The 23,899-nt window shown below is 43.0% G+C and carries 20 protein-coding genes; 19 read left to right on the forward strand and 1 reads right to left on the reverse strand.

The window, feature by feature from the left end; all coding sequences use genetic code 11:
- Positions 1–225 precede the first annotated feature (225 nt).
- The 16 genes from ACTS60_RS11385 (at position 226) to ACTS60_RS11460 (ending at position 18,337) form a co-directional block, all read left to right on the forward strand.
- The gene (locus ACTS60_RS11385) at positions 226–543 is read left to right on the forward strand and encodes an STAS domain-containing protein (RefSeq protein WP_440888323.1); all 318 of its coding nucleotides are present in this window, start codon (positions 226–228) and stop codon (positions 541–543) included.
- Between the two features lie 32 nt (positions 544–575).
- On the forward strand, positions 576–1,409 hold the full coding sequence (locus ACTS60_RS11390) for an OmpA family protein (RefSeq protein WP_440888324.1): 834 nt from the start codon (positions 576–578) through the stop codon (positions 1,407–1,409).
- Positions 1,410–1,429: 20 nt separating this feature from the next.
- A complete protein-coding gene (locus ACTS60_RS11395) occupies positions 1,430–3,511 on the forward strand; it encodes an SLBB domain-containing protein (RefSeq protein ID WP_440888510.1) in 2,082 nt (693 codons plus the stop codon).
- The gene (locus tag ACTS60_RS11400) at positions 3,511–4,191 is read left to right on the forward strand and encodes a chromosome partitioning protein ParA (protein ID WP_440888325.1); all 681 of its coding nucleotides are present in this window, start codon (positions 3,511–3,513) and stop codon (positions 4,189–4,191) included. Before ACTS60_RS11395 ends, ACTS60_RS11400 begins: the two co-directional genes overlap by 1 nt.
- A gap of 13 nt (positions 4,192–4,204) precedes the next feature.
- Positions 4,205–4,582: an Hpt domain-containing protein gene (locus ACTS60_RS11405; protein ID WP_440888326.1), complete on the forward strand. Its 378-nt coding sequence runs from the start codon at positions 4,205–4,207 to the stop codon at positions 4,580–4,582.
- 143 nt (positions 4,583–4,725) lie between these two features.
- Entirely contained in the window at positions 4,726–6,231 is a 1,506-nt protein-coding gene (locus ACTS60_RS11410) for a sigma-54-dependent transcriptional regulator (protein WP_440888327.1), read from the forward strand.
- Positions 6,224–7,258, forward strand: a complete 1,035-nt coding sequence (locus tag ACTS60_RS11415) for a glycosyltransferase (RefSeq protein ID WP_440888328.1) — start codon at positions 6,224–6,226, stop codon at positions 7,256–7,258. Before ACTS60_RS11410 ends, ACTS60_RS11415 begins: the two co-directional genes overlap by 8 nt.
- 160 nt (positions 7,259–7,418) lie before the next feature.
- Positions 7,419–8,603, forward strand: coding sequence for a glycosyltransferase (locus ACTS60_RS11420; protein WP_440888329.1), 1,185 nt, complete (start codon positions 7,419–7,421; stop codon positions 8,601–8,603).
- Positions 8,604–8,615: 12 nt separating this feature from the next.
- Positions 8,616–9,779 carry a glycosyltransferase family 4 protein gene (locus tag ACTS60_RS11425; protein ID WP_440888330.1) on the forward strand — a complete coding sequence of 388 codons (1,164 nt, stop codon included), beginning with the start codon at positions 8,616–8,618 and terminating at the stop codon, positions 9,777–9,779.
- The gene (locus ACTS60_RS11430) at positions 9,772–11,202 is read left to right on the forward strand and encodes a lipopolysaccharide biosynthesis protein (protein WP_440888331.1); all 1,431 of its coding nucleotides are present in this window, start codon (positions 9,772–9,774) and stop codon (positions 11,200–11,202) included. Before ACTS60_RS11425 ends, ACTS60_RS11430 begins: the two co-directional genes overlap by 8 nt.
- Positions 11,199–12,596 (forward strand): O-antigen ligase family protein, encoded by a 1,398-nt coding sequence (locus ACTS60_RS11435; protein WP_440888332.1) that lies wholly within the window; start codon positions 11,199–11,201, stop codon positions 12,594–12,596. The genes ACTS60_RS11430 and ACTS60_RS11435 overlap by 4 nt, the downstream gene beginning before the upstream one ends.
- Before the next feature lie 79 nt (positions 12,597–12,675).
- Positions 12,676–13,794, forward strand: coding sequence for a glycosyltransferase (locus tag ACTS60_RS11440; protein WP_440888333.1), 1,119 nt, complete (start codon positions 12,676–12,678; stop codon positions 13,792–13,794).
- On the forward strand, positions 13,791–15,218 hold the full coding sequence (locus ACTS60_RS11445) for a GumC family protein (protein ID WP_440888334.1): 1,428 nt from the start codon (positions 13,791–13,793) through the stop codon (positions 15,216–15,218). Before ACTS60_RS11440 ends, ACTS60_RS11445 begins: the two co-directional genes overlap by 4 nt.
- Positions 15,219–15,400: 182 nt before the next feature.
- A complete protein-coding gene (locus tag ACTS60_RS11450) occupies positions 15,401–16,507 on the forward strand; it encodes a glycosyltransferase (protein WP_440888335.1) in 1,107 nt (368 codons plus the stop codon).
- On the forward strand, positions 16,504–17,694 hold the full coding sequence (locus tag ACTS60_RS11455; RefSeq protein WP_440888336.1) for a glycosyltransferase family 2 protein: 1,191 nt from the start codon (positions 16,504–16,506) through the stop codon (positions 17,692–17,694). The genes ACTS60_RS11450 and ACTS60_RS11455 overlap by 4 nt, the downstream gene beginning before the upstream one ends.
- A 10-nt stretch (positions 17,695–17,704) precedes the next feature.
- Positions 17,705–18,337: a sugar transferase gene (locus tag ACTS60_RS11460; RefSeq protein WP_440888337.1), complete on the forward strand. Its 633-nt coding sequence runs from the start codon at positions 17,705–17,707 to the stop codon at positions 18,335–18,337.
- Positions 18,338–18,354: 17 nt separating this feature from the next.
- Here ACTS60_RS11460 and ACTS60_RS11465 read toward each other — a convergent pair whose 3' ends face one another.
- Complete coding sequence (locus ACTS60_RS11465; RefSeq protein ID WP_440888511.1) at positions 18,355–18,744, reverse strand: ATP-binding protein; 390 nt, start codon at positions 18,742–18,744, stop codon at positions 18,355–18,357.
- 253 nt (positions 18,745–18,997) lie between these two features.
- On the opposite strand from ACTS60_RS11465, the gene ACTS60_RS11470 reads away from it, so the two are divergent.
- The 3 genes from ACTS60_RS11470 to ACTS60_RS11480 are packed head-to-tail and all read left to right on the forward strand — an operon-like array spanning position 18,998 to position 23,653.
- Positions 18,998–22,102: a response regulator gene (locus tag ACTS60_RS11470; protein ID WP_440888338.1), complete on the forward strand. Its 3,105-nt coding sequence runs from the start codon at positions 18,998–19,000 to the stop codon at positions 22,100–22,102.
- A gap of 11 nt (positions 22,103–22,113) precedes the next feature.
- Entirely contained in the window at positions 22,114–22,599 is a 486-nt protein-coding gene (locus tag ACTS60_RS11475) for a hypothetical protein (protein ID WP_440888339.1), read from the forward strand.
- A 1-nt stretch (position 22,600) separates the two neighbouring features.
- The gene (locus tag ACTS60_RS11480) at positions 22,601–23,653 is read left to right on the forward strand and encodes a porin (protein WP_071235419.1); all 1,053 of its coding nucleotides are present in this window, start codon (positions 22,601–22,603) and stop codon (positions 23,651–23,653) included.
- Positions 23,654–23,899 lie beyond the last annotated feature (246 nt).

The raw sequence follows: 23,899 nt of genomic DNA on the forward strand, positions 1-23,899 counted from the left end.
AAGCACTTCATGTTGCCATTACTAGCTCCTCTATATCATTCTCATTTTTGTAACACATTTCCCAATATGAGTCTTTCGTTGCCGTCTTCGTTTTGATTCTCAATTTGAGAGTCAATGACTTTCGCTCATGTTCAATTGCGCAAAAGAATCTAACGCATTGTATTTATTGGATAAATTATTTGGCACATTAAGTGCAGTTAACAATTAAACAAAGGAGGAATCACAATGGAACTAAAAAAAATCGAAACAAGCCACTCTCAACTAACCTTGGAAATTTATGGTGATCTAGACGCAAAAGGCTGCCGTGAGGCGCAAAGCCAAATTGATGACATCATTCACTCAGACAATCATCCTGAGGTTGAAGTGAACTTAGAAAACGTCCAATTTCTTGATTCTTCTGGTATTGGTGCCATTGTTTACTTGTATAAGCGTTTAGTTGAGCGCAACAGAAGTATGCGAATCGAGAATGTAGCAGGCCAACCATTAGAGATCATGAGTCTGCTTCGTATTGATCATGCAATACCTGTTAATTCAAAACTTTAAAACGAAAATAACCGTGATAAACGGAGGTTGGCATGCTAAATACTGTACAACAAGGAGTCGTTTGCAGTTTGTTGGTCGGCATTATCGGGTGCTCATCTTTCGGATACCCAGATAATGGCACAGGTGGTCTGGCTGAAAGCTATCAAGATATATCCATTGAAAACTATCAGTTTTCACCGGTGATGCCAGACGAACCACTTGGCCCCGAGCATGGATTACGTTTTGATTGGCACCTTAGCAAGTTACACCTTGACGCTTTGATTCAGGAAGGTGCTAGATGGTGTTTTCCAGCTGCCGTCGTTCAAGCCCTAGAAAAGCAAAACCGAATTGCGCGCGAGCTAGAAGGTGGACTGCTGTTAGACGCTGCTAATGATCTTGTTATCCAAAGACGTCGGCTCAACCAACTCGAACAACAACTCGACTACGTATTAACTCACACAACATGCACCCCACCAGAAGATATTGACGCACTTCGACAAGACCTCGATGTCGTTGCTAACATCTATCAATTACTCAATATCGATAACCAATTTGCTATCGACTCAGCAGAAATTAACCCGAAATACATGGGGCACTTAGCAGAAGCAGCCTATCTGCTACGTGACCATCAAGCTCTAACCCTCGTCGTAACGGGTCATGCAGATGCGTCTGGAGATACTGATTACAACCAACAATTAGCGAAAGATAGAGCAGATCAAGTAAAGCGCTACCTTACGGTCTTTGGTATCACTCCTGATAGAGTTGAGACCAAATCCTTGGGGGAAGAACTACCTCTCTATGAAGGCCAAACTCCCGGAGTTCGACTAACCAACCGACGTGTGAGCATTGAAGTGATTGCAGAGACACCTCACGGAGGCACATTATGAAACACATGCGCATACTCCTAATGATGTTCTCAATATTCTTTAGCACTGTTCCATCAAATACTCTGGCAGATAATAGTTCAGACACCGTTAAAGTCGGTGATTTGGTTCAAATCAACCTCCCAGGTGAAGCTACGTTAAATAAAGGATTTCAGGTTGATAAGCGCGGCCGAATAGAGCTTCCTGAAATAGGTCCCGTTTTTGTTGCTGGTTATACAGAACAACAACTTCAGGCCGTCATCATTGAGAATTTAAACACCGTATACCGCGATGTAAGCAACGCGAGAGTGTTCATCAAGCAACAGCAACTTCTTATCTCTGTGCAAGGCTATGTAAGCAAACCTGGGGAATACACGCTTCCTGCAGGTTCGAATATACAGATGTTTTTGTATGAAGCTGGCGACCTACGTTCAGGTGCTCAACTCGACAAAATGATTGTCAAACGGGGCAATAAAAACATCGAATTTGATTACAAACGTTTTTTAGATACTGGTGACGAGAATCAGTTACCTACATTGGAGTCCCTTGACGTTCTTTTCGTGCCAGCCTCTCCATTGGTGGGCAACATTGAACAAGAGTTTGATGCTGCCAAGTTAGCAAACTCGGGGGACAGCGCAGACTCCGCCAAAGCAATCAAAGTATTTGGAGAAGTCAACGCGCCTGGTTCTTTTACTTATAAATCTGGCTCTTCATTGGTAGACATCATTATGCGCGCTGGCGGTGTCACCCGTTACGCTAGCGTCGAGCAAATACGAATCATCACAAATAACACACCTATCCTCTTCAATCTGAAGAACTATTTAGATTCAGGTGATGCTAAGTTACTACCAGCGATTGAACCTGGCGCCACTATTTTTGTTCCTAAGCAAGAAGAGGAAATCAAAGCGGGTGCAAATGTGGTGTACATAATGGGAGAAGTTGACAAGCCAGGCGCCTATGAAGGTAAAAAAGGTGCAAGCTTTATGGACATCTTAGCTAATGCGGGAGGGCCAACTCGCTATGCTGAATCTCGCCAGATCCGAGTTATTAAAGCCAATGGCCAAGTGTTAAAGTTTGACTTAACGGCTCATACCGAAGGTCTAAGCAACCAACCACCTCCAGCTATTCAAGCTGGCGATGCTATCTTCGTCCCTGAAAAAACCGATATGAATGAAAAGTCTTGGCTGAAAGTCTCCCCCGACCGAGCAGTTGCGGTCATGGGCGAAGTGGTTCGTCCTGGACGAATAGAATGGTCTGATGAAATGGATCTCATCGATTTGCTCGCTCATGTTGGAGGCCCAACACGCCGTGCAGACACCACTGAGATAGAAGTGGCAAGCAACGGGAAAATGACTAAGTTCAATTTAGATAAGTACATCCTTGATGGCTCTCCAAGATCAAGACTTCCCACTATTTTCGCGGGTTCTATCGTTCGCGTACATGAACTTCCTGATGACCCTTCTGATAACAAATCGCAATGGGTGCGCCAAAGTTCAGATGCCTCAATATATGTTTTTGGGCAAATAAACTCCCCGGGTCGCTATCGATTTACTCACGAAATGCACTTTCTAGACATTCTATCCGCAGCCGACGGACCAACACAAAACGCAGACATTCATAACATTCGCGTTACTCACCGAGGATTGGGTTACGCCAAAGTAAGTAAGCTAAATCTGTCTCTGTATTTTGAAACTGGCGATGAGTCTATTTTGCCTAAAGTCCGTCCTGGAGACACCATCTATATACCAGAGAAAGATAAAAATTGGTTAGACCGTTCTAAAGAATCTACCGTTCGAGTACTTGGCGAAGTTCGCGATCCTGGTCGATATGTATTTAATGACAACATGACAATCTTAGACTTGCTTGCAGAAGCTGGGGGCCCGACAAACAGCGCATATTTAGAGAAGATAAGCGTGGTCAACATGTCCTGCTGCCAAGGCCAGGCAAGAACATTCAATTTGGTCGATTTTAGTAAAACCGCCAATATTTATGATTTACCTGTCATTCGCGCTGGTGACACGATATATATTCCGCACAAAGATGAAAGCTTTGCAGAAAAGGCGCGAGCAGGCTTGCGCGATCTGCTCCAAATCACAACCACCATTGTCTTGATAGGAGCACTCTAATGACGATACCAGCAACACACGCTGAAATAGAGCAGCTTTATTTACAATGCGAGCTTAATGGGTACCGTTCTGTCTGCATCAGTGCTTGCCAAAGTGAAGACGGTGTCACTTCTATTGCTACGTCACTTGCTGAACGATTTATATTGTCCGGTCAGCGCACTTTGTATGTTGATTTAAACCTGCACAAACCTGCTTTCGAAGCTCTGTATAAACTGGATGATGAAATTGGGCAACTGATCGGCCATACGTTAAGTCACCAAACATTCGTTGGAGTGACCGCCCCCGAACAAACGACCAAACAGCTCAACTTCCGAGACCCAAAGCATCTATCTTGTGATATCAAGGATTGGCTATCATCTTACGATAAAATTGTGTTCGACACTTCACCCCTCCTAAGTCTGAACAAAAGCAATGTCCCAGCCCACATGGTCGCATCGACTTGTGACGCAACGATACTAGTCACTTGTTTTGGTCAAACGACAACACGACAGCTCGATCAAGCTAAAGCACTTCTTGATTCGAGTGGCGCGCAACTGATTGGTTCTATTTTAAACATGAAGCACTCACCTAGCCTCAAGGAAGAGATACAAAGACAAATTGAAAAATTACGATTCATTCCCATCCGTTGGCGACAAAACTGGATAGAATCAGTAAATAAAAGTGAATTATTAGAACTGTGAAAGGGGTAAAGCGATGAAGCAAGCAACCGAAGCCTTATCAAAGGATGATCTCGTTGACGAAATGATCTTGCAGCAGATGATAAAAGACACAAGTGCGGATGTTATTCCAATGCTAATTGACCATTATATCGATGAGTCTCAACAGCGACTTACAAGCATTGAGCAAGCAGTCCGATCCCACGATCTAGAGCGACTTGAGTTTGAAGCACATACTCTCGGAAGCTCTGCTTTAGCATTAGGAAACAGAGCGCTATCTCACTTAGCTCGAGACATAGAAAGACTATGCTTAGACGGTGAAAACCAACAGGCTATAGCCAAATGTGAAAACCTAACTGCTGTCGCTAAACACTCTTTTTCTGCGTTAGTTGATAGAAAAAACATGGGGTTTTAATCATCATCATCCGCTGCTCTTAATCACTTAATTCATTAAAAAATAAAGTAATATCTTCCATCCCCTACAACATATGCTAATACTTATGTAATCAAGGATTATTAAAATGATTCAGACAATGGAACAACGTTGGGGGAAGGATTATGAGACCGAAGGTTTTGTTGGTAGAGGATTCTACCTCTCTTGCTATCTTATATAAGCAATATGTTAAAGATGAGCCTTATGACATTTTCCATGTTGAAACAGGTAGAGAGGCCAAACAGTTCATCGAGCGAACCAAACCCCAACTGGTCATTCTGGATATTAAGTTACCCGATATGTCTGGTGAAGACGTCTTAGATTGGATAAACGAAAACAATATTCAAACCTCGGTAATTATTGCAACCGCTCATGGCAGCGTGAACTTAGCTGTCAACCTCATTCAAAAGGGTGCAGAAGATTTTTTAGAGAAGCCCATCAATGCCGATCGTCTCAAAACATCCGTCTCATTACACCTTAAGCGAGCAAAGCTCGAACATTTAGTTGAAAACATTCAAGCAACGTTTGATCGACACAACTATCACGGCTTTATCGGCTCTAGCCTCCCAATGCAGGCAGTTTACAAAACAATCGATGCGGTAGCCCCTACTACTGCCAGCGTGTTCATTGTTGGTGAAAGTGGCACGGGTAAAGAAGTCTGTGCAGAAGCTATCCATCGTCAAAGTGATCGTCGCGATAAACCCTTCATAGCCATCAACTGTGGCGCTATTCCGCGAGACCTAATGGAAAGTGAGATATTTGGTCATGTTAAAGGGGCATTCACCGGAGCAACTACAGACCGAAAAGGTGCAGCCACACTAGCACATGGCGGCACCCTGTTTTTGGATGAGTTATGCGAAATGGAGCTAGAAATGCAGAAAAAGCTCCTGCGCTTCTTACAGACAGGAACCTATACACCACTAGGCGCAAGCAGAGAGATGAAGGTAGATGTACGCATTATTTGTGCGACGAACCGAGATCCTCTAGAAGAAGTCGAACAAGGTCGATTTCGTGAAGATTTATATTATCGCGTACATGTTGTGCCTATCGACATGCCACCATTGTCAGAAAGAGGAAGTGACATCGTCACGCTTGCTACTCACTTCTTGAACACTTACGCAAAACAAGACAAGAAGAAGTTCAAGTCTTTAAGCAAAGAGGTTCAGGCTCTCTTCAAAGCATACTCTTGGCCAGGAAATGTGCGACAGCTGCAAAACATCATTCGCAACATTGTCGTTTTAAATAATGAAGAACAAGTTTGCCTGTCCCACTTACCTGCACAGTTAACAGCAAAACCAAGAAATCAAACAGACACAACAAGTACTAAATATGATCGTGAACCAGTGGAGCATCAGCAGCAGGTTACACCTAGCTCGAAGATTGCTGATGTAGAGCCACGCCCTTCTCATTTGGGCGAGCCTATCACACACATAAATGCGAATCGAACCCCTTATTTTAAAGAAGATGGCAGTATTAGACCCATGTGGGAAGTCGAACGAGAAGCGATTCAAAATGCTATCAGCTTTTGTGATGGCAATGTTCTCAATGCAGCAGTAATGCTTGAATTAAGCCCATCTACGGTATATCGCAAGAAACAAGCATGGGAATCAGACGAGGCCCAAATTGAATAAGGATGCCAAGAGCAAAAAAATCTGGCTGCTGATAGATAGCCGGATCTTCGGAGGAATCGAAAGCCACGTACTTGAATTGGCTAGAGGGTTAAAGCAGTTTGGCTATCAACCTTTGGTTATTTTTACTAACCATTACGATATGCATTCGATTCTTCATCAAAAGTTATCCGATGAGCACATCACAAGTGCCTACTTATATCAATTATCTTCCATCGACCATCAAAAACCGCTCTTTCAGCAGTTATTAGCCGCTGTAAAGCAGCATAAACCTGACGTTATCCACACTCATGGCTACAAAGCCGCACTTATCGCAAGAGTAGCTAAAACTCTGTCATGTACCTTTCCCAAACTGGCTTCAACTTTCCATGCGGGAGAATCACCAACAGGTAAGGTATGGTTGTATGACTTTATGGATCGCTATACTGGTTTTATTTCGCGTTCTCGATTTGCCGTAAGCAAAGAGATACAACACAAACTGCCCTGCTCTTCGGTGTTGTTAAATAACTTTGTATCTCTCCCACTAGATATTCCTAACTATCAACAAATCGCCTTTGTTGGACGTTTAAGCCATGAAAAAGGAGCCGATAATTTCATACAACTAGCAAAACTCAATCCAAACATAAGCTTCTCTATCTATGGTGATGGCCCAGACCGAGATCAGTTAGAGCTTAACGCACCTAACAACGTTACTTTTTATGGCCACCAGAAAAACATGAACAATGTTTGGTCAAATATAGACCTGCTAGTCATATCTTCACGCTACGAAGGGTTACCAATGGCAGCTCTTGAAGCAATGGCCAGAGGGATTGTAGTGTTGAGTTTTTCTGTAGGTCGGTTGCCTGATCTTATCGTCGACGGTGACAATGGGTTCCTAGCCAAAAACATCCAAGACCTTTCAGATAAACTATCCATTTGGAACACATTAACTGAAACACAGAAAGTTCTAATTCGCCAAAAAGCGATTGAAACTATATCCAAAGACTTTTCGACCGAGAGCGTGATCCCTAAACTCGTCCAATACTATTAGGCACGATCCTCATTTCGAGTCTCATTTTGAGAACTCATCTCCCAATATGCACCTGACGCCATATTTAATTCGAATAAAATCATACACATAAACTAATAGCATATTTTGGCATCTCGGTTGCAACTGTTGATACATAACAGATTGGCTATCCGAGGTGATTATGAACAACATCAAACGCGTTTTATACGTCCATTACGGAGACAACTGGCTTCGAGGTAGTGAGGTGGTGTTGATTGACCTGCTCAAAGGCCTAGATCGTTCGAAGTTTAAGCCTATCGTTTGGACCAACTGCTTACCGTTAGCAAAAAAATGTCAACAGCTCAGCATCCAGCATACTGTTTCTGAATTTCATATGGTTGGAGGCTGGCATGTGCCCCGCTGGGATGTGAGCGGATGGAACACGCTCATCAAACAAGGAATAAACCTGATAGAAGAGCACGCAATTGATCTGGTACACGTAAACAGTGGCGGACCATGTCAATGGATGTGCTGGGCTGCACGAATGGCAGAGATCCCCCTCGTGACGCAACTGCACTGCCACTACACCTTAAGAGATCGCTTTTCTTTAGGCCTACACCTCTCACCCAAATTAATCTGCGTCAGTGAAGACGTCAGTTTACAACTGTTAGAAGATGGCTACCCAAAACATCAAATGCGGGTCGTTCACAACGGTGTTTCTTTAACTCAGAAATCCCAACCAAAGGATGTGAAGCACAATTTAGGTATACCAGCCAACGCCTTTACCTTCTTATCCGTAGGCTCCCTAATCAAAAGAAAAGGCTTTGATCGACTCATTCATGCCATGCGCATGCACAATTATCACCATCAAAACCCTCATTTGGTCATTGTCGGCGACGGAGAAGAAAGGGAGCATTTAAAGCAGTTATCAAAGAGCCTTGGGGTTCAAGATCGTGTTCATTTTGTTGGTGAGCAAGATGACGTTGCGGCTTGGCTAACTGGCAATGTCGATGCATTCATTAGTGGCGCATATGAAGAAGCTTTTGGCTTGGCGCTTGGTGAGGCCGCTTTAGCGAGATTACCAATTATTGCCCCTCTTATTGGAGGTATACCCGAGCTGTTTATACACAATCATAGCGCTCTCTTGTATCAAAGCACTGGTATGGCCAGCCTACTAAATGCCATTCAACAAATAATGACGGATGCTTTATTACGCGAAAAATTGTCGAACAATGCCGGAAAGCATGCTGAAACCAACTTATCTATTTCGACTTCAGTACAAGCAATTGAATCGATATACCTTGAAGAACTTAGCAGCTGTAAACCAAGACGAATCCCTCTTTCACGAGGCGTGAAACCAATAACACGATGGCTGAACCTGAACTAGTGGAGGTGAGCAATGCAGCGCGTATTAATGTTTGACTCGATACCCATGAATGGCGGTTCAAAAATTGCCAACTCAGAAATTTTGGCTCTCTGCGAGAATAAAAGCATTACTGGTTATATCGCCTCTACTCATATTGAGCATTGGGAATCCCAGTTAAAGATAAACACCCATATCAAGCTATTACCACTTAAAGCTTCTCCAATACAAAAGTCTTCTGGTCTTGGTTACTGGATTATGTGCTGCTTTTACACCCTACAGCTCTTACTCATCGCAATCAGAGAAGCTAAATTTCACAGCTATATGGGACTTTCTTGTCCAAGTAATGATATGCCATTGTATTTATTACGTTTAATTAGTAATAAACCCATCATACAAATGATTCACGGCCCTGTGGCGATGGCTCGTTCTACGGGGTATTGCCTGACCAAAGCAGCAAAGATCTACTATCTCGCCAGTACAAAGCCTTCTATTCTTCTCGCTTTAGCAAAGTATTTAAAACTCTCTTCAGCGGAAACAAGGAAAGTATGGTCGAACTGTAACGCCGACATTTTTGTGAATGGTTTGTCAGAACAACGTTGGTCAAGCCCTGCGAACCCACTATCTCAACGAGTTTTTTGGGCGGCAAGTCTGCTCAAATGGAAAAATGTTGACCTTCTTGTCGAAGCCAGCCGTTTAGACAAAGACAACTATATAGACACTCTAATATGCTACATAGAGCCACAAAGTGAATTAGATACCTCAACACCAGATTTCGAGGCGGATAACATCCACTGGGTTAAATCCCCTAACAATCTCGATGAGCTTCGCGCTTCTTGCGGAATATTTGTTTCCACCAGTATTAACGAACCGTTTGGCCTCTCGATTCTAGAAGCGCTAGCTGCAGGGATGTGTGTGGTGATTCCGAGTGATGACAGCTATTGGGACCGCGTGCTCATTCATGGAAAGAACTGCATTAAATACACACCGAATTGCCCTAAGTCACTTCACAACGCAATACGCTTGCTCAATGAATCACCTTGGCAAAAAGTGACCATGAGCATGGAAGCAATGAATCTCGCTAAGCTTTATAAAGCAAATCGTTGTTATGAACCGATTCTTCGTACATTAAGCAATGATAGCGCTAACCTTTCAAAACCAACCCATTCGAGTCCTACTAAGGGGGCTCATCATGTCTAAGGCGATGATTAACATGTCTTACTTCGCTTTGGCGCTGATTATTAATAAAAGCATTAGCTTATTAATGCTGCCTGTAATCCCTCATTTCTTAGCACCTGCACAGATGGGGAAATTGGAGTTACTTACTTCTTTTAACGTTGTCATTGCTTTGGTTGTTTGCTTTGCGCTAAACGAAGCTCTCTTTCGATTTGTCGGAACAGAAAAACGAACAAACGTACAATTAAAACTAAGAAACAACATCTACACGTTAACCGTTAGCATATCGTTTATTACTGCACTGGCTCTGTTTGCAATACTCTCTCTGGTTACGCTTCCACTAGAATTTGTGTTACTCGAGTTTGTCGTCATCATTTTGTGTGTCAGCTTTGAGGGGAGCATTGGCATTGGCACCGCCTGGTTAAGAATGAAGGACGATAAGGCAAAAACCTTGTTTACTGTGATGGTTACAACCACCGTAATTCAGGTTATTTTTATCATCATGGCATTAAACATCTCGCCTTCCGTATTATCAGTGCTGTTTGGCGGCCTAATTGCTTCTGTCGTTCAGTTTATTTGGCTCCACCTCATTAATCGCTACCACTTCACTTTCCCAAACAAAGCACAAGTGCATTCGTTTCTTCGTTACAGCACACCAATCATGCTCGCGGGGCTCATGGCTTTTTGCCTAAATGGTGCTGAACGGTGGTTTATCAGTGCCAATGCATCTTTGGAAACACTAGGCATCTACGCTATTGCTGCCAAGTTTGCTTTAGGGATGTGTATATTGGTTCAACCTTTTGGTATGTGGTGGATGCCTCGCCGCTTCGCCTACCTTGAAGAAGGTAATACAAATACCGCGATGCGAATAACACATCTGGGTATCATCTACATTGCATCATTAACCACTCTGGTTGCGACATTAGCCTATATTGTTGTGCACACTCTGTTACCTGAGGCTTATCACGATGCCTTCTTATACACTCTATTCCTATTACCAATCGCAATGCTTAAAGAATGGTACGAGCTCCTGAACCTTCCGATTCTCTATAAAAAGCACACCCATAAATTACTTCTGATCAACGCTATCTCAGCAGGTATTGCTGTGTTGCTACTGTTTGCCCTGAACAACATAGGAGTCTGGGGAGTATTCATCTCGCTCTACATAGCTCAAATGGCAAAACTCTTCATGACGATCTTTGTTGGTAAGAGCTGTATAAAAATAAGGTTTAATATCAACTTATTGGTTGTCATGCACTTGCTATCTGGTGTTGGACTCGTACTTGTGCATTCCAGCCATTCCGTTTTTATCGCAATACTATGTTGTATAGCAATGTGCTCTATTTACTTCTTCATCGCCAAAAACTATATGACAAAAAAACAACGCAAAGCGGTTAATGAACAAGTGCAAAAGTGGCACGTTCAGTTATCTAGGATATCCCAATGAACAGTCAAAGCAGCACCAGTGGACATATTGCCATCGCCGTGGGGTTTTGCTTCGTCGCGGCAGGCGCTTGGTGGATCCTTCCTCATCCAGTGATGATTGTTGCGCTTTGTGTATTCCCTTTGGTGGCCTTGTTTGCTTTAAGCCAAACCTTTTGGCTCGTTACTCTTTTCGTCATTTTCTCTTTCTTCAGAATCCATGAAGCATTCCCTACAATCTATAACTTCAAAATCCCTTTGCTACTTTCTTTAGGCGCATTGGGGGCTTTGTGCTTCCACATTATATTGAGCCGCTCCATACAGCCGTATTGGCACCCATCGCTAAAATGGTTAGCTATTTTTTGGCTTCTCACCACCATAGGTATTGTTTTCGCATCTAACCGCGGTATCGCTATTACTGAGTTCAAAACCGTTTATTGGAAAATAATCCTAATGACACTCGCTATTACGTGGCTGATAAATAGTCCCAAGCAACTTGCAAAAATATCATTTTCTATCATCACTGCAGGCTTGCTCATCGGCTATGTCGCCCTGTCTAATGCATCCAATGGTATTGATCTTGTTGAAGGGACTCGTGTATCCATAGGTCGTAGCTTTGGTTCAGTGCTAGGCGACCCAAACGACCTCGCATTAGTTCTCATGTTCCCTCTGGCTTTTGCGGTTGCTCAAGCGGTAGACGTTCGTTCACATTGGCTCTTGAGAGGATTCGCTCTCTTTGTTTGTATTGTCCTGTTTGCTTCAATTATTGAAACGCAAAGCCGAGGGGGGCTATTAGGCTCGCTATCAGTGTTTGGTTATTTCGCATTCAAGCATATTAAAAGCAAAACTCTGGTTATCACGCTTGGTTTGATTGGCGCGCTCGTTTTGTACGCGGTAGCAGGCATTTCAGGAAGAGCCTCAGGTGGTGCTGCGGAAGCAGGAATAGACGCCTCAGCCATGGGCAGACTCTACGCATGGGAAGCTGCATTTAAGATGGCGATACATAACCCTATCACTGGTGTGGGACTAGACAACTTCTATTACAACTATTTCTTCTACAGCCCTCATTGGGACGGTATCAACCACGCAGTGCATTCAACTTGGTTTGGGGTTTTAGCTGAAACCGGCTTTCTTGGCCTATTTGTTTTTATCGCACTGATCATCTCTTTATGCCGCACATCTCGACAATCCATTAAATTACTTCGTGAAGACTCCCCATCAGCACTCGTAATTGGCGCGAACGCAGTGTTTGGTGGCTTGATTGGCACCATCGTATCTGGCACTTTCTTAACCCAAGGCTTTACGTGGCCAATTTATATTCTTGCGGCACTCACCGTTGCAATAAACAGAATCGCGCAAAGTGACTTTCAAAATGAGAATAACAACAGCGCGGCAAAAGGAACCAATATAACTAATTGATTTTCATAAAATAAAACTCTGGCATGAACTATGAAACAATTTCCCTAGATTACAGTTAAAAGTTATTTTGGAGTTGTTTATGAAAGAGATTGTGGTTTTTGGTGAAGACTTTGGTGGTTTACCTTCTTCGACTCAGCATATCATCAAGAAGCTTAGTCGCAGCTATCGCGTTCTTTGGGTTAACTCCATCGGACTTCGCCAACCGACCTTATCAGCCAAAGACTTAAAACGGGCTACATCAAAAATTAAAAACCGATTTAACTCCCAACAAGAAGCATCCTACTCAAATGGCAAGTTTCACAATATCGATGTCGTAGATTGCCTCACCATACCGGCACCTAAAACTCGATTTGCACGACGCATTGCCTGTGAAATGATCAAATTCCAACTGGCAAACACCCTAAAAAAACTGAAATTTGATAAGCCTCTTTTTTGGACTTCTCTACCAACCGCTGTTGATGTATGCCAGTCAATGACCAACAGCGGTGTTGTTTATTACTGCGGTGACGACTTCTCGGCATTAGCGGGCGTTGACCACAATACTGTTATCCGCCATGAGTCAGACTTAATACAATGCGCAGACCTCATTCTTGTTGCTAGCAACTCACTTGCGAGTAAGTTTCCCCCTAACAAAACTTATGTCGTGCCTCATGGCGTCGACTACGCCTTATTCTCTACCCCAACGCCCGCCGCGAGTGATTTGCCATACCCAAGAGAGAAAGTCATTGGTTTTTATGGGAGTCTTTCCAACTGGTTAGATTATGATTTAATAACCCAAGCCGCCTTGTCATGCCCAGACTGGGCCTTTGTATTTATTGGTCCATGCGAGTTAACAACAAACTTGCTTCCTAACCTACCGAACGTACATTATCTGGGTTCAAAACCTCATGCAGACCTGCCTAAATACTCGCAGCATTGGGCGATAAGTTGGTTACCATTTGTCGATAACGAACAGATCAGAGCATGTAATCCACTCAAGCTACTCGAGTATCTCGCTGTAGGAAAGCCGGTGATCAGTACTCACTTTCCTGCCATCGAACCCTATAAAGGGATGATCAATATTGTAAACAACGCCACCGATGTAAAAAGATGCATCGACAACCACCTTCCTCTCAACAAAGACAAGATGAGTATAGTTGAGCAACAAAGTTGGGATAACAAAGCAGATTTCATTGATGAACTAGTGAGGCAGCTATGAATGACCTAAGGAGTAACTTAACTACAATGCTAGTTGGTGCATGGCGAAGACGGTACTTGATCGTCATGCCAATGATAATACTGCCTATTCTAGGTTTAGGAATGAGCAGATTACTACCAACAACTTATGTATCTCACACCAGCATGTTGATACAAGAAACAGCTAAATTGAATCCGTTTCTTGAAGACATCGCTGTCTCGACCATGCTCAAAGATCGACTCAGTGCGCTAAGTACATTATTGAAAAGTCGCCACGTACTTTACTCTGTGGCCACAGAACAGGGGCTGATCGATCAACACACTACAGACGAACAACGTGACTATATCATCGGACAATTAGCCTCCCAGTTGTCTGTTCATCAGTTAGGTAAAGATTTCATTCAGATTCAACTAAAAAGCCCTCACTCAGAAGGAATGGACACTCTGCTTACTTCTGTAAGCGAACACTTTATTGAGCAGTTGCTCGCGCCAGAACGCTCATCGATTAAGGATTCAAGCCACTTCCTTAACATGCACATTACTAAGCGAAGAGAACAACTCGACAAAGCCGAGTTAGCTTATGCCGAATATAAAAATGCCTATTCACACGCTACGCCAGAAATGCAATCTCAAAGTCTTGCTCGCTTAGCTAGCTTAAAACAAACCTTGGCAGAAAAAGAAGCCGAACTGGCAGGTGTAGAAAGAAGCCTTGGCAGCCTAGACCAACAGTTGTCAAAAACAAACCCAGTGATTGGTAAGATAGAAGAACAGATTATCGAGATCCGCAGTGAACTTACTCTCCTTCGCGCAAGGTATACAGAGGCTCACAGCCTTGTTCAAGGCAAGTTGCGAGAGCTCCAGCGGTTGGAGCAGGAACGCTCAATACTGATCAAATCGAAACAGCCGGAACTCAATAGCGCACAACTCTGGGACATCGCCAGCAACACCAAGCTCAGCCAATTAGGAGAAGCACAACCACTATTGGTCAGTCAGTTACATCAGTTACAAATCATGCGAGGTAAGTTTGAGTCCCTCACAGAAGAAACCATTAGTCTGAAAAAAATGGTGACTGAACTTGAGTATGATGCCAACCGTTTTGGTAGCACGACGACAGACATTAACCGCCTTGCTCGAGATGTCTCGGTCAAACGAGAGCTCTATGAGGATCTTGTCGAGCGTTACGAGATGGCACAACTGACTGGTTCATTGGGTAGCTTTGAAGAAGGAAAAAGAGTGAAAGTCATTGATGAACCTTTTGTACCCAGCTCTCCTTCAAACTTACCAGCAATCGTATTTGTATTGTTAGGCTTTGTTGGCGGCGCTGGGCTAGGCATCAGCTTAGCGACCATTTTAGAACTGATGGATAACTCCATTCGTTCTAAACAAAGTTTGGCCAAGAGCTTAGGGGTGCCTGTTATTACCGTGATTCCACGAGTTACCCCTTAACCCATTTATCATTTGCTTCGTCTCGCGCCACTCGTGGCGCTTTTGCCATTTTATGCTTCTCCATTCTGCTTCTCAAAATGAAACAGCTCTCAACAAAAACCCCAAGCCCTTGTTTTTAAAGAAACATAATCTGGCACAACTCGTGCAAACATCTACTTAAACGTCATAGTAGGTAAATTGCAATGAAAAAGAGACTCTCTGTCGAGCAAAGCCAACGAAACGTGGTTCATGTTGTACAGCACCTGGCTCCTGGCGGCTTAGAAACATTAGTGTTAGAAATGCTACGTTTTGCTCCAGCTTCAGACCACGTCATGATCGTTAGCCTCGAAGGAACATCAGCCGACGCAATAGACAAGTGGGCGAATCTGAAGCCATACCAAAATCGCTTAATATTTTTAGACAAAAAGCCCGGTTTCTCCCCTTCCTGCTTGTATGACTTACTCAAGTTCATAACAGGCTTCAAACCTGATGTGGTTCATACCCATCATATCGGCCCTTTGCTTTATGGAGGACTCGCTGCTCGCATCACAAAAACACCTTGTCTGATTCATACAGAACATGATGCTTGGCATCTGAATAATAGAAAAGCAGCTCGACTACAATCACGTTTACTCAAGCTTCTGCGCCCTAAGGTTATTGCCGACGCCGATCTGGTTGCCAAGCAAATTATCTCGAAATTGAATTATCCCAATGTGAACACCATTCATAATGGTATTGATTGTGAAAGATTCGTCTCTGGACACCCGCTACAGTGTCGAAGCGCCCTAGGCCTTCCTACCAACAGAAAGATCATCGGTACAGCCGGACGACTGGAACTAGTAAAGGGACATGCCATTCTGATCCGCGCACTTCATTCGCTTCCTGAGGATGTACATTTAGCAATCGCAGGTATAGGTAGTTGCCTACCAACCCTGAAAGCTCAAGTCGAGTCATTAGGTTTGAGCAATAGAGTATCCTTTCTAGGACTTGTTCAGGACATGCCGACTTTTTACCAAAGTCTCGACCTCTTCTGTCTTCCTTCTCTACAAGAAGGCTTTCCATTGTCCACTTTAGAAGCGCAGGCATGTAACGTACCTTGCGTTGCGTCAGACGTCGGTGCAGTCAGTGAAACACTGTGCCCCCAAAGCAGCGTGCTGGTTCCACCGAATGCAGCAGAGCCATTAGCGAAAGCACTTCAGCAACAACTGGGCTGCATTCCCCTTTCACCACGGGATCATGTTAAGCGCCATTTTGATATTCGAACAATGATTAAACGCTATGCAAACATCATCGAAGGAGCACAGCTATGATTGAAATGACATTGTTAATTATCTTCGGAATTTCAGTTACTTTAATTATCTACCATCACATCGGCTATCCATTATTATTAAAGTACTTGTCCAAAAGACATGTCGTTCCTCCTACTTCAAGCCCTCTTGAACGTGGTTACATGGATTGCAAAGCGGATCGGTTTTTACCGAGCATTACCATCATCGTTCCCGCATACAATGAAGAAAAATGGATCGCAGAAAAAATCAAAAACCTTGCGAGCTTAGATTACCCTCGCAACAAATTGGCCATCATCATAGCTTGTGACGGCTGTATCGATAAGACAGTAGAAATTGCAGAGCAAACCATCCAAGAAGCTATGTGCGCAGATACGCTGTTTATCGTGAAAAGTTTCTCAATGAATAGAGGTAAAATTGCCGTCATTAATGAACTGGTTCCGACGGTAACTTCTGACGTTACAGTACTTAGTGATGTTTCCGCGTTGATTTCATGTGATTCCTTGCTCGTTGCCGCAGATCATTTTCGAAACCTAAAAGTCGGAGTGGTCAATGCCTCCTATCAAATACTGAATTCTCAAAATCAAGGCGAAGTAAAGTATTGGCATTACCAGAGTAACATTAAATACTTTGAATCCCTCATCGGTTCTTCGATAGGTTCCCACGGTGCATTCTACGCTTTTCGCACGGAGCTCTTTTCCCCGTTAGCAGCGAACATTATTAATGATGATTTTGTATTACCAATGAGTATTGTCGCCAAAGGAAAGCAAGCGATTTATGAACCTAGAATGCGCGCACTTGAGCTTGAAGAAAGTGACCGCGATGTAGACTTTAAACGTCGTCTTCGTATTTCCGCCGGGAACATGCAACAACTGATAAAGCTTCACCATTTATTGATGCCGAGATATAGAGGGACAGCATTCACATTTTTCTCCGGTAAAGTGCTGAGAGTAGCGGTTCCTTATCTAATGTTGGTGAGCTTCGCTTGTTCAATAGCACTGTTCGACTACTGGCTGTTCCAATATATCGTGGCTGCTCAGGTAGTGATTTATACCGCTTTTGCCATTGCACATTTCGCTCCTCAGCACCTAGTAAGTAAACCATTTAAGCTTGGAAGTTACTTATTGGTAGGACACTACGCCAATTTTGTTGGTGGTTTGAGATATTTATTAGGTTTAGAACGTCACCGCTGGACCCGTATTGGGCACTAAGGAAAGCATTATGAAATCAGTACAATCTAGAATTCGCAACTCAAAACGCATCTTCGACGTGGTTATTTCATTGGTTATATTGCTGATTACACTTCCATTATTTCCAGTGATCGCACTAGTGATAATGAGTAACTCTAGGGGGCCAATCATATATCGTCAGCTTCGCGTCGGCCGCTCAACACCTGAGCAAATGGATTTGTTCTACATAATGAAATTTCGAACCATGTATGTGGATGCAGAGCAACGTTCAGGGGCGGTATGGGCGAGCAAAAACGATCCGCGAATCACACCTGTAGGGCGCATTCTTAGAAAAACCCGACTCGATGAGATTCCTCAGTTATTTAACGTACTAAAAGGGGATATGTCGTTAATTGGTCCTAGACCGGAACGACCGGACTTCTATCAAAAACTAGAAGATGAAATTCCGTTTTTTGTCGAACGCACCTATGGCGTATTACCAGGAATCACAGGGCTAGCTCAAGTCAATCAAGGGTATGACTCATGCATTGAAGATGTCAGAAAAAAAGTGGCATTTGACCATAGCTATGCGTTGAGCTTAGATTCGTATAAAGGTTGGATTACGACTGATATCTCTATAATGACAAGAACTCTAGTTGTTATGATTGATGGTCGAGGCCAATAGCGCTATGTATCCCACCCTTAATCTTGCCATTGGCGGCGCATTTTTTCGATGGTCGCCAGTGGGACACCATGAATGCTTTGGTATTCACCTTTACATATGTGAATCTCTACCGGGATGCCTTCTTTTTTACTTAAATCTAAGTAACGTTGCATTTCCCAATGTTGAACGAAAGTATTACTAACAATCACGACTCGCTTTCGTTTCAACCACTTCTTAGTTTGCGAAAAGCACCATTGGTGAGCATCGCTCAGCTGCAAAGGATCAAACCGATACTCCCCAGTATCCATTTCAAAGAACATATCAGCTTCAAAGTGCTTTGCATCTAGCTCCGCTGCTAGCTTTCGAGCCAACGTCGATTTGCCAGACCCAGGAAGACCTCGAATTAGAATTAGTTTTGCAGCAGTAATCATCATGAGTTTACTATATAAAGACTTGGCCGAAGCGTATTTAACACCAACTCTATTCAGCGGTGAAGTAACTTTTTGGTCAAATCGCTATTTTATACATGACTTCTCTGGAATGCTCAGCGATACGAGCATGGTTAAAAGCTAGAATTAAGCCTAAGGTGTGATTTTTATTCTATTATCTTATTGTAATCAAGCACATTAATAAGATTAAACTACACTTTTTATATCAACTAGTTTTATATGGATATAAACAGTGGCACGAGCGATTTCTTGGAACAACCTTCCAGTTAAACATAAACTTTTTGGCCTAGTCTTATTGCCAATATGTATGCTGCTTATACTTGCCACTCAGCAAGTGCTGAATCTCTCTGAGCAATCTAAAACCCTACAACGAGCAGAACTATTCTCAAAGTATGTTGATAATTTGTCCGAAATTTATCAAATCGCTAAAGACAACAGAGCGCCCTCTCCCATAACAGACATTAAGTATCGAATATCTGAGCTCTCTACAATGACGCCGCCATTGTTCAATAGCGCTCAAACTGATGTTCAAGATGCGCTATCCGATTTAAAAGAAAGTACAATGTCACTGCTGGATACCGCAGAACCCGAAGATAGGCTCGATCTAAGTGAATGGATAGCGGATACCTACAAGCAGCTATTGCTTGAGTTAGAGAAAGTACCATTCACCAACGCAACTCCGGAAATTAAAGACCATTTGACCGCCCTCACCCAGCTCGAGTGGTTACTGTTTTGGTCTAGTGAAGAGAACCGCCTCAGCCAAGCCCTTATTCAAAGCACACAACAAGATACGTACGACGACGAAATTCGTAGCAGTATTATTTCGCTAATTCAAAGTCAGCAGCTATTTCTGGAGCGCTTCCTTAACCTCAACGCTAACCAAGAACAAGTGTCCCTTCTTCTCGATACCTTTACCAGCGATGCCTTTATTCAAAGCCAGGATTTTCGCAGTTATCTATTAAATCGTAGTGATCTTGAAGAGCTATCTAGCCATGAAATCGAAACCGGACTAAAAGCACTAAAAGCGAGATTAGATCTCTTAATTGATGTTGATAACACGATTGAAGCTCAGTTAATTCATGATGTAGAAAATGCAATTAGAAATGCAGAACAAGAGCAGTTAATTTTCATTTTTATCATTGGCTTAATGACGTTATTAGTTATGTTTCTGGTATTAAAGCTGAGCCAACAAGTTACCCAAGATCTTAAGCTTATACTCAAGTTTCTAAAGCGAGATGAGTCAAAACAAGACAACAGTTTGAAAGAAATAGTAAAGGGAAAGGACGAACTCAGTCAGTTCGCAAAAGAAGTTCAACGTTTAAGCTTCGAGCGTGAAGAAGCCAATATAAAGTTAAAGCAAGCTAAGGAAGACGCCGAACAAGCAAAAGATGATGCAATACAGGCGAGTAAAGCCAAAAGTAGCTTTCTTGCTAATATGTCACACGAGATTCGAACGCCATTAAACGGAGTAATCGGTATTTCTGAAGTGCTTTCTGAAACGCCCCTCACGGCAACACAGAGAGATTACGTTGACACGATTGAAACCTCTTCTCACCTACTTCTCAGTTTAATCAATGACATACTAGATTTCTCCAAGATTGAATCGGGAATGTTGCTCATTAGCCCACACTCTACCTGTGTTCGAGAATCCATCTATGACATTGCCTCAATCGTCTCCCCGAAAGCGAAAGAGAAAGGCATCGTTTTAGATGTCTCTATCAGTCCAAATACCCCGTACCGCGTGATGATCGACGATCATCGCTTACGCCAAATTATGATGAACTTTATCTCAAACGCAGTGAAGTTTACTGAGAGTGGATCGGTACAGCTAGCGATAGAGACTAAGGAAGTTATTGGGAAGAGAGCAAAAGTCGAGTTTTCAGTATCAGATTCTGGTATTGGTATTGATGAAGAGCAGCAAAAGAAAATCTTCGAACCCTTTGCTCAAGAAGATGATTCTACGACGCGTCAATTTGGTGGTACCGGATTGGGATTGGCGATAAGCACGCAGTTGGTAGAATTAATGGGAGGAAAGATACAATTAGATTCGAAAAAAGGGCGAGGAAGCCGATTCTACTTTGAGCTTGAGCTCGATATCCAACAACACCGTTTTGAGAACATCAGTAACGTAGAAATTAGCAAACCCGTAACCCTACTCTATGATGATTCCAGCTTTGGTGAGCGGTTGATTCGCGAGCTAAATTTTTACAATATCGCTTGCTCTTCGAAACACTACCGTTGTATTGACAAACCTCTCGCCACTCAACTGCCAGCGAGTAGTGTTTTAGTCTACGTAGAAAGTGAGCCTAATTGCGCTAATAATCAGACATCTTATTTCCGACAACTAGAAGCTTGTGATATCCATGTATGCCTAATCCGCCACCTTCACAGTGAACAATTTGATTTTGAGAAGAACGTTAGTGCAGTGATAACACAGCCACTTCTTGGTCAACGATTATCCAAAGCAATAAAAACATGCATGACAAGATCGCCTCATTCTAGCACCAATTTAAACTCAGACGATCTGTCAACATCGGGGAAAGTCCTCATAGTGGATGACAATAATGTAAATCAGAAAATAGCTGGTTTGCACGTAAACAAAGCGGGATTTGACTTCGATTTCGCTAGTGATGGTCGGGAAGCGATTGAGCTATACCAAACAAATCAGTATTGCTTAATCTTAATGGACTGCATGATGCCGATAATGGATGGCTTTGAAGCAACCAAGCATATTCGTCAGATTGAAGCTGAGCAGAATAAACCTAAGATACCCATTATTGCCCTCACCGCTAGCGTTTTAGACGACGACATCCAGAAGTGTTTTGACGTAGGCATGACTGATTATATGGCCAAGCCATTTAAAGCTGACCTACTTCAAGACAAAATGTTACAAGCCATCGCTGATAAACAAGAGACTCGCTCTCCTTCACTTTCCGAAAAATCACAAAACGGAACATCAAACAATAATGGAAGAATCTTGCTAGTTGAAGACAATAACGTAAATCAAAAAGTCGCCTCGCTACTGTTAAGTAAAGCGGGCTATCAATTTGAAATTGCAGAAAATGGCCAAGTTGCCGTCGATATGTTTCAACAAGACCGAGGATTCGACATTATCTTGATGGATTGCATGATGCCAATAAAAGATGGATTTGAGGCAACCCGAGAGATTCGACAGTTTGAGCAAGACTCTGGTCTATCTAAAACACCAATCATTGCACTGACAGCAAGTGTGGTGGACGACGACATTCAACGCTGTTTTGATTCTGGTATGGACGCATACGTACCGAAGCCAATACGTAAAGAAAAGCTGATTCACCAAATTGAAAGCGTCATTTAACGAATAAGGTAATGGTTATGGATATCCATATCTTAGAGAGGAATAGAAGAATACTTAAAGTGCTGTTGAGTGTTCTTGTCTCACTCGCTGTCTTTCTTTCTTTTGATAGTAAAGCGCTCGCCGCGGACAGCTATGCAATTTTTTCCCTAAACTCGGAGTTTAATGAACTGAGCATTACGAAAGCCCGCAAGTTATATCGAGGAAAAACAAAACGCCTACAAGGCCATCGCGTTGAACTTGCAGATTGGCCAGATACGTCATCTGAACGTTCTGAGTTTTATCGTTATTTGCTCAACAAGAACATTGCACAAATGAACGCGCATTGGGCCAGCTTATCGTTTTCAGGCAAAGCGCGCCCACCGAAAGTCATTGATAACTCAAACATAGACACGCTTTTAGAATGGATGAAAGAAAAGCCAAATCGCATTGGTTACGCTCCCGTCAGTAGCCTCCCATCAAATGCGCAAATCCTCTACGTAGTAAGTTCGGAGAAATAATATGAAGAAAACACTGATTGCATTATTTGTTTCTTGTATCACGGCTCCAAGTTACTCAGCGATCGAGATTACTGACAACCTAACGCTTAGCGGTTTTGGCTCGACTTCGTGGGCGTCATCTGACAATGAAATGCCACTTCTCGTGAATCGATTTATTAACGACAAGAACTGCTACGATTGTGACACCACGTTCGGCCTGCAACTCGACTTCTATTACGATGCCTTTAAAGCCTCTGCTCAAGTGGTCAAACGACCTCAGGATCACTGGAGTAATCCTCAGTTAGAATGGGCGTATATCGCTTACACGTATGAGAACGTCGAGTTTCGTGGGGGGCGACTAAGAATGCCCCTATTCTTAGCATCTGAGTATTACTTTGTCGGCCATGCATTTACACCAGCTCGCCCGCCTAATGAAGTCTATGACAGTATTCTTGGTATTACCGCATACAATGGACTCTCCGTTCTTTGGAATCACGATATAAATGAAAGCCTCACTTTAACAACAACACCATTTATCGGATTTAAAGACGACAGCAGTGTTGATTACAACGACACCACTGAACTGAAGTTCACGACCGATGGCATGTACGGCATTAACCTCGTCCTTAGTGGCGACAATTATCGCTGGAATTTTGGCTATCTTGATGCGAATTACGATCTGGAAACTATACTCACGAATGTTAACGTGGCCATGAAAGAGACAGACCAAAGAATTCAGCTATTTTCGCTCGGGGCCGTGTATGAGCTAGATGCCCTCACCTTAACAGTCGAAGGTCAAACCAACGATATTGCCTCTGCATGGTATATACAAGGTTCTTACAACCTCAACGAATTCACGCCCTATGCGACGTATGGCCAACAATTTGATGACCAAGAGCACAAAGATGGTGACAGCTATTTATTAGGTGTGAGATACGATCTCCACTACAACGTGTCACTTAATGCAGAATGGCAACACTTCAAAGCCTATCGCAATGCCTCTGGTGCGTTTGTTGATACTCCTGAAGACGATGACGCAAACATGTACACCATTATGGTGAACTTCGTCTTTTAGGCACTTGGCAGGTCGAACTTTTTCGACCTGCCCGCTCTACACGACTTGCCTGTTTCTTTTCGCTACTTGCTACGATTAATCACCACCACAGACGCAATGGTCAGTACCATGCCAATCGCGTGATACCAAGTGAATGTTTGCGCTAAGTTTCAAAAAAGAATGACAAAACAATGATTAGATGAATTTTACGTCGCATTTTAAACTCACAACATGAAACCTCCTAATCACGGCCTATATTATTGACAA

The sequence above is a fragment of the Vibrio sp. WZ-1 genome (genome assembly GCF_052037695.1).
Lineage (GTDB): Bacteria > Pseudomonadota > Gammaproteobacteria > Enterobacterales > Vibrionaceae > Vibrio.

Bases quoted from the DNA above. Each gene is read 5' to 3' on its own strand.
- ACTS60_RS11440 (WP_440888333.1), top strand. From the start codon at position 12,676: ATGAAAGAGATTGTGGTTTTTGGTGAAGACTTTGGTGGTTTACCTTCT.
- ACTS60_RS11430 (WP_440888331.1), top strand. From the start codon at position 9,772: ATGTCTAAGGCGATGATTAACATGTCTTACTTCGCTTTGGCGCTGATT.
- ACTS60_RS11405 (WP_440888326.1), top strand. From the start codon at position 4,205: ATGAAGCAAGCAACCGAAGCCTTATCAAAGGATGATCTCGTTGACGAA.
- ACTS60_RS11450 (WP_440888335.1), top strand. From the start codon at position 15,401: ATGAAAAAGAGACTCTCTGTCGAGCAAAGCCAACGAAACGTGGTTCAT.
- ACTS60_RS11475 (WP_440888339.1), top strand. From the start codon at position 22,114: ATGGTTATGGATATCCATATCTTAGAGAGGAATAGAAGAATACTTAAA.
- ACTS60_RS11425 (WP_440888330.1), top strand. From the start codon at position 8,616: ATGCAGCGCGTATTAATGTTTGACTCGATACCCATGAATGGCGGTTCA.
- ACTS60_RS11390 (WP_440888324.1), top strand. From the start codon at position 576: ATGCTAAATACTGTACAACAAGGAGTCGTTTGCAGTTTGTTGGTCGGC.
- ACTS60_RS11455 (WP_440888336.1), top strand. From the start codon at position 16,504: ATGATTGAAATGACATTGTTAATTATCTTCGGAATTTCAGTTACTTTA.
- ACTS60_RS11395 (WP_440888510.1), top strand. From the start codon at position 1,430: ATGATGTTCTCAATATTCTTTAGCACTGTTCCATCAAATACTCTGGCA.
- ACTS60_RS11420 (WP_440888329.1), top strand. From the start codon at position 7,419: ATGAACAACATCAAACGCGTTTTATACGTCCATTACGGAGACAACTGG.
- ACTS60_RS11410 (WP_440888327.1), top strand. From the start codon at position 4,726: ATGAGACCGAAGGTTTTGTTGGTAGAGGATTCTACCTCTCTTGCTATC.
- ACTS60_RS11385 (WP_440888323.1), top strand. From the start codon at position 226: ATGGAACTAAAAAAAATCGAAACAAGCCACTCTCAACTAACCTTGGAA.
- ACTS60_RS11480 (WP_071235419.1), top strand. From the start codon at position 22,601: ATGAAGAAAACACTGATTGCATTATTTGTTTCTTGTATCACGGCTCCA.
- ACTS60_RS11460 (WP_440888337.1), top strand. From the start codon at position 17,705: ATGAAATCAGTACAATCTAGAATTCGCAACTCAAAACGCATCTTCGAC.
- ACTS60_RS11435 (WP_440888332.1), top strand. From the start codon at position 11,199: ATGAACAGTCAAAGCAGCACCAGTGGACATATTGCCATCGCCGTGGGG.
- ACTS60_RS11400 (WP_440888325.1), top strand. From the start codon at position 3,511: ATGACGATACCAGCAACACACGCTGAAATAGAGCAGCTTTATTTACAA.
- ACTS60_RS11445 (WP_440888334.1), top strand. From the start codon at position 13,791: ATGAATGACCTAAGGAGTAACTTAACTACAATGCTAGTTGGTGCATGG.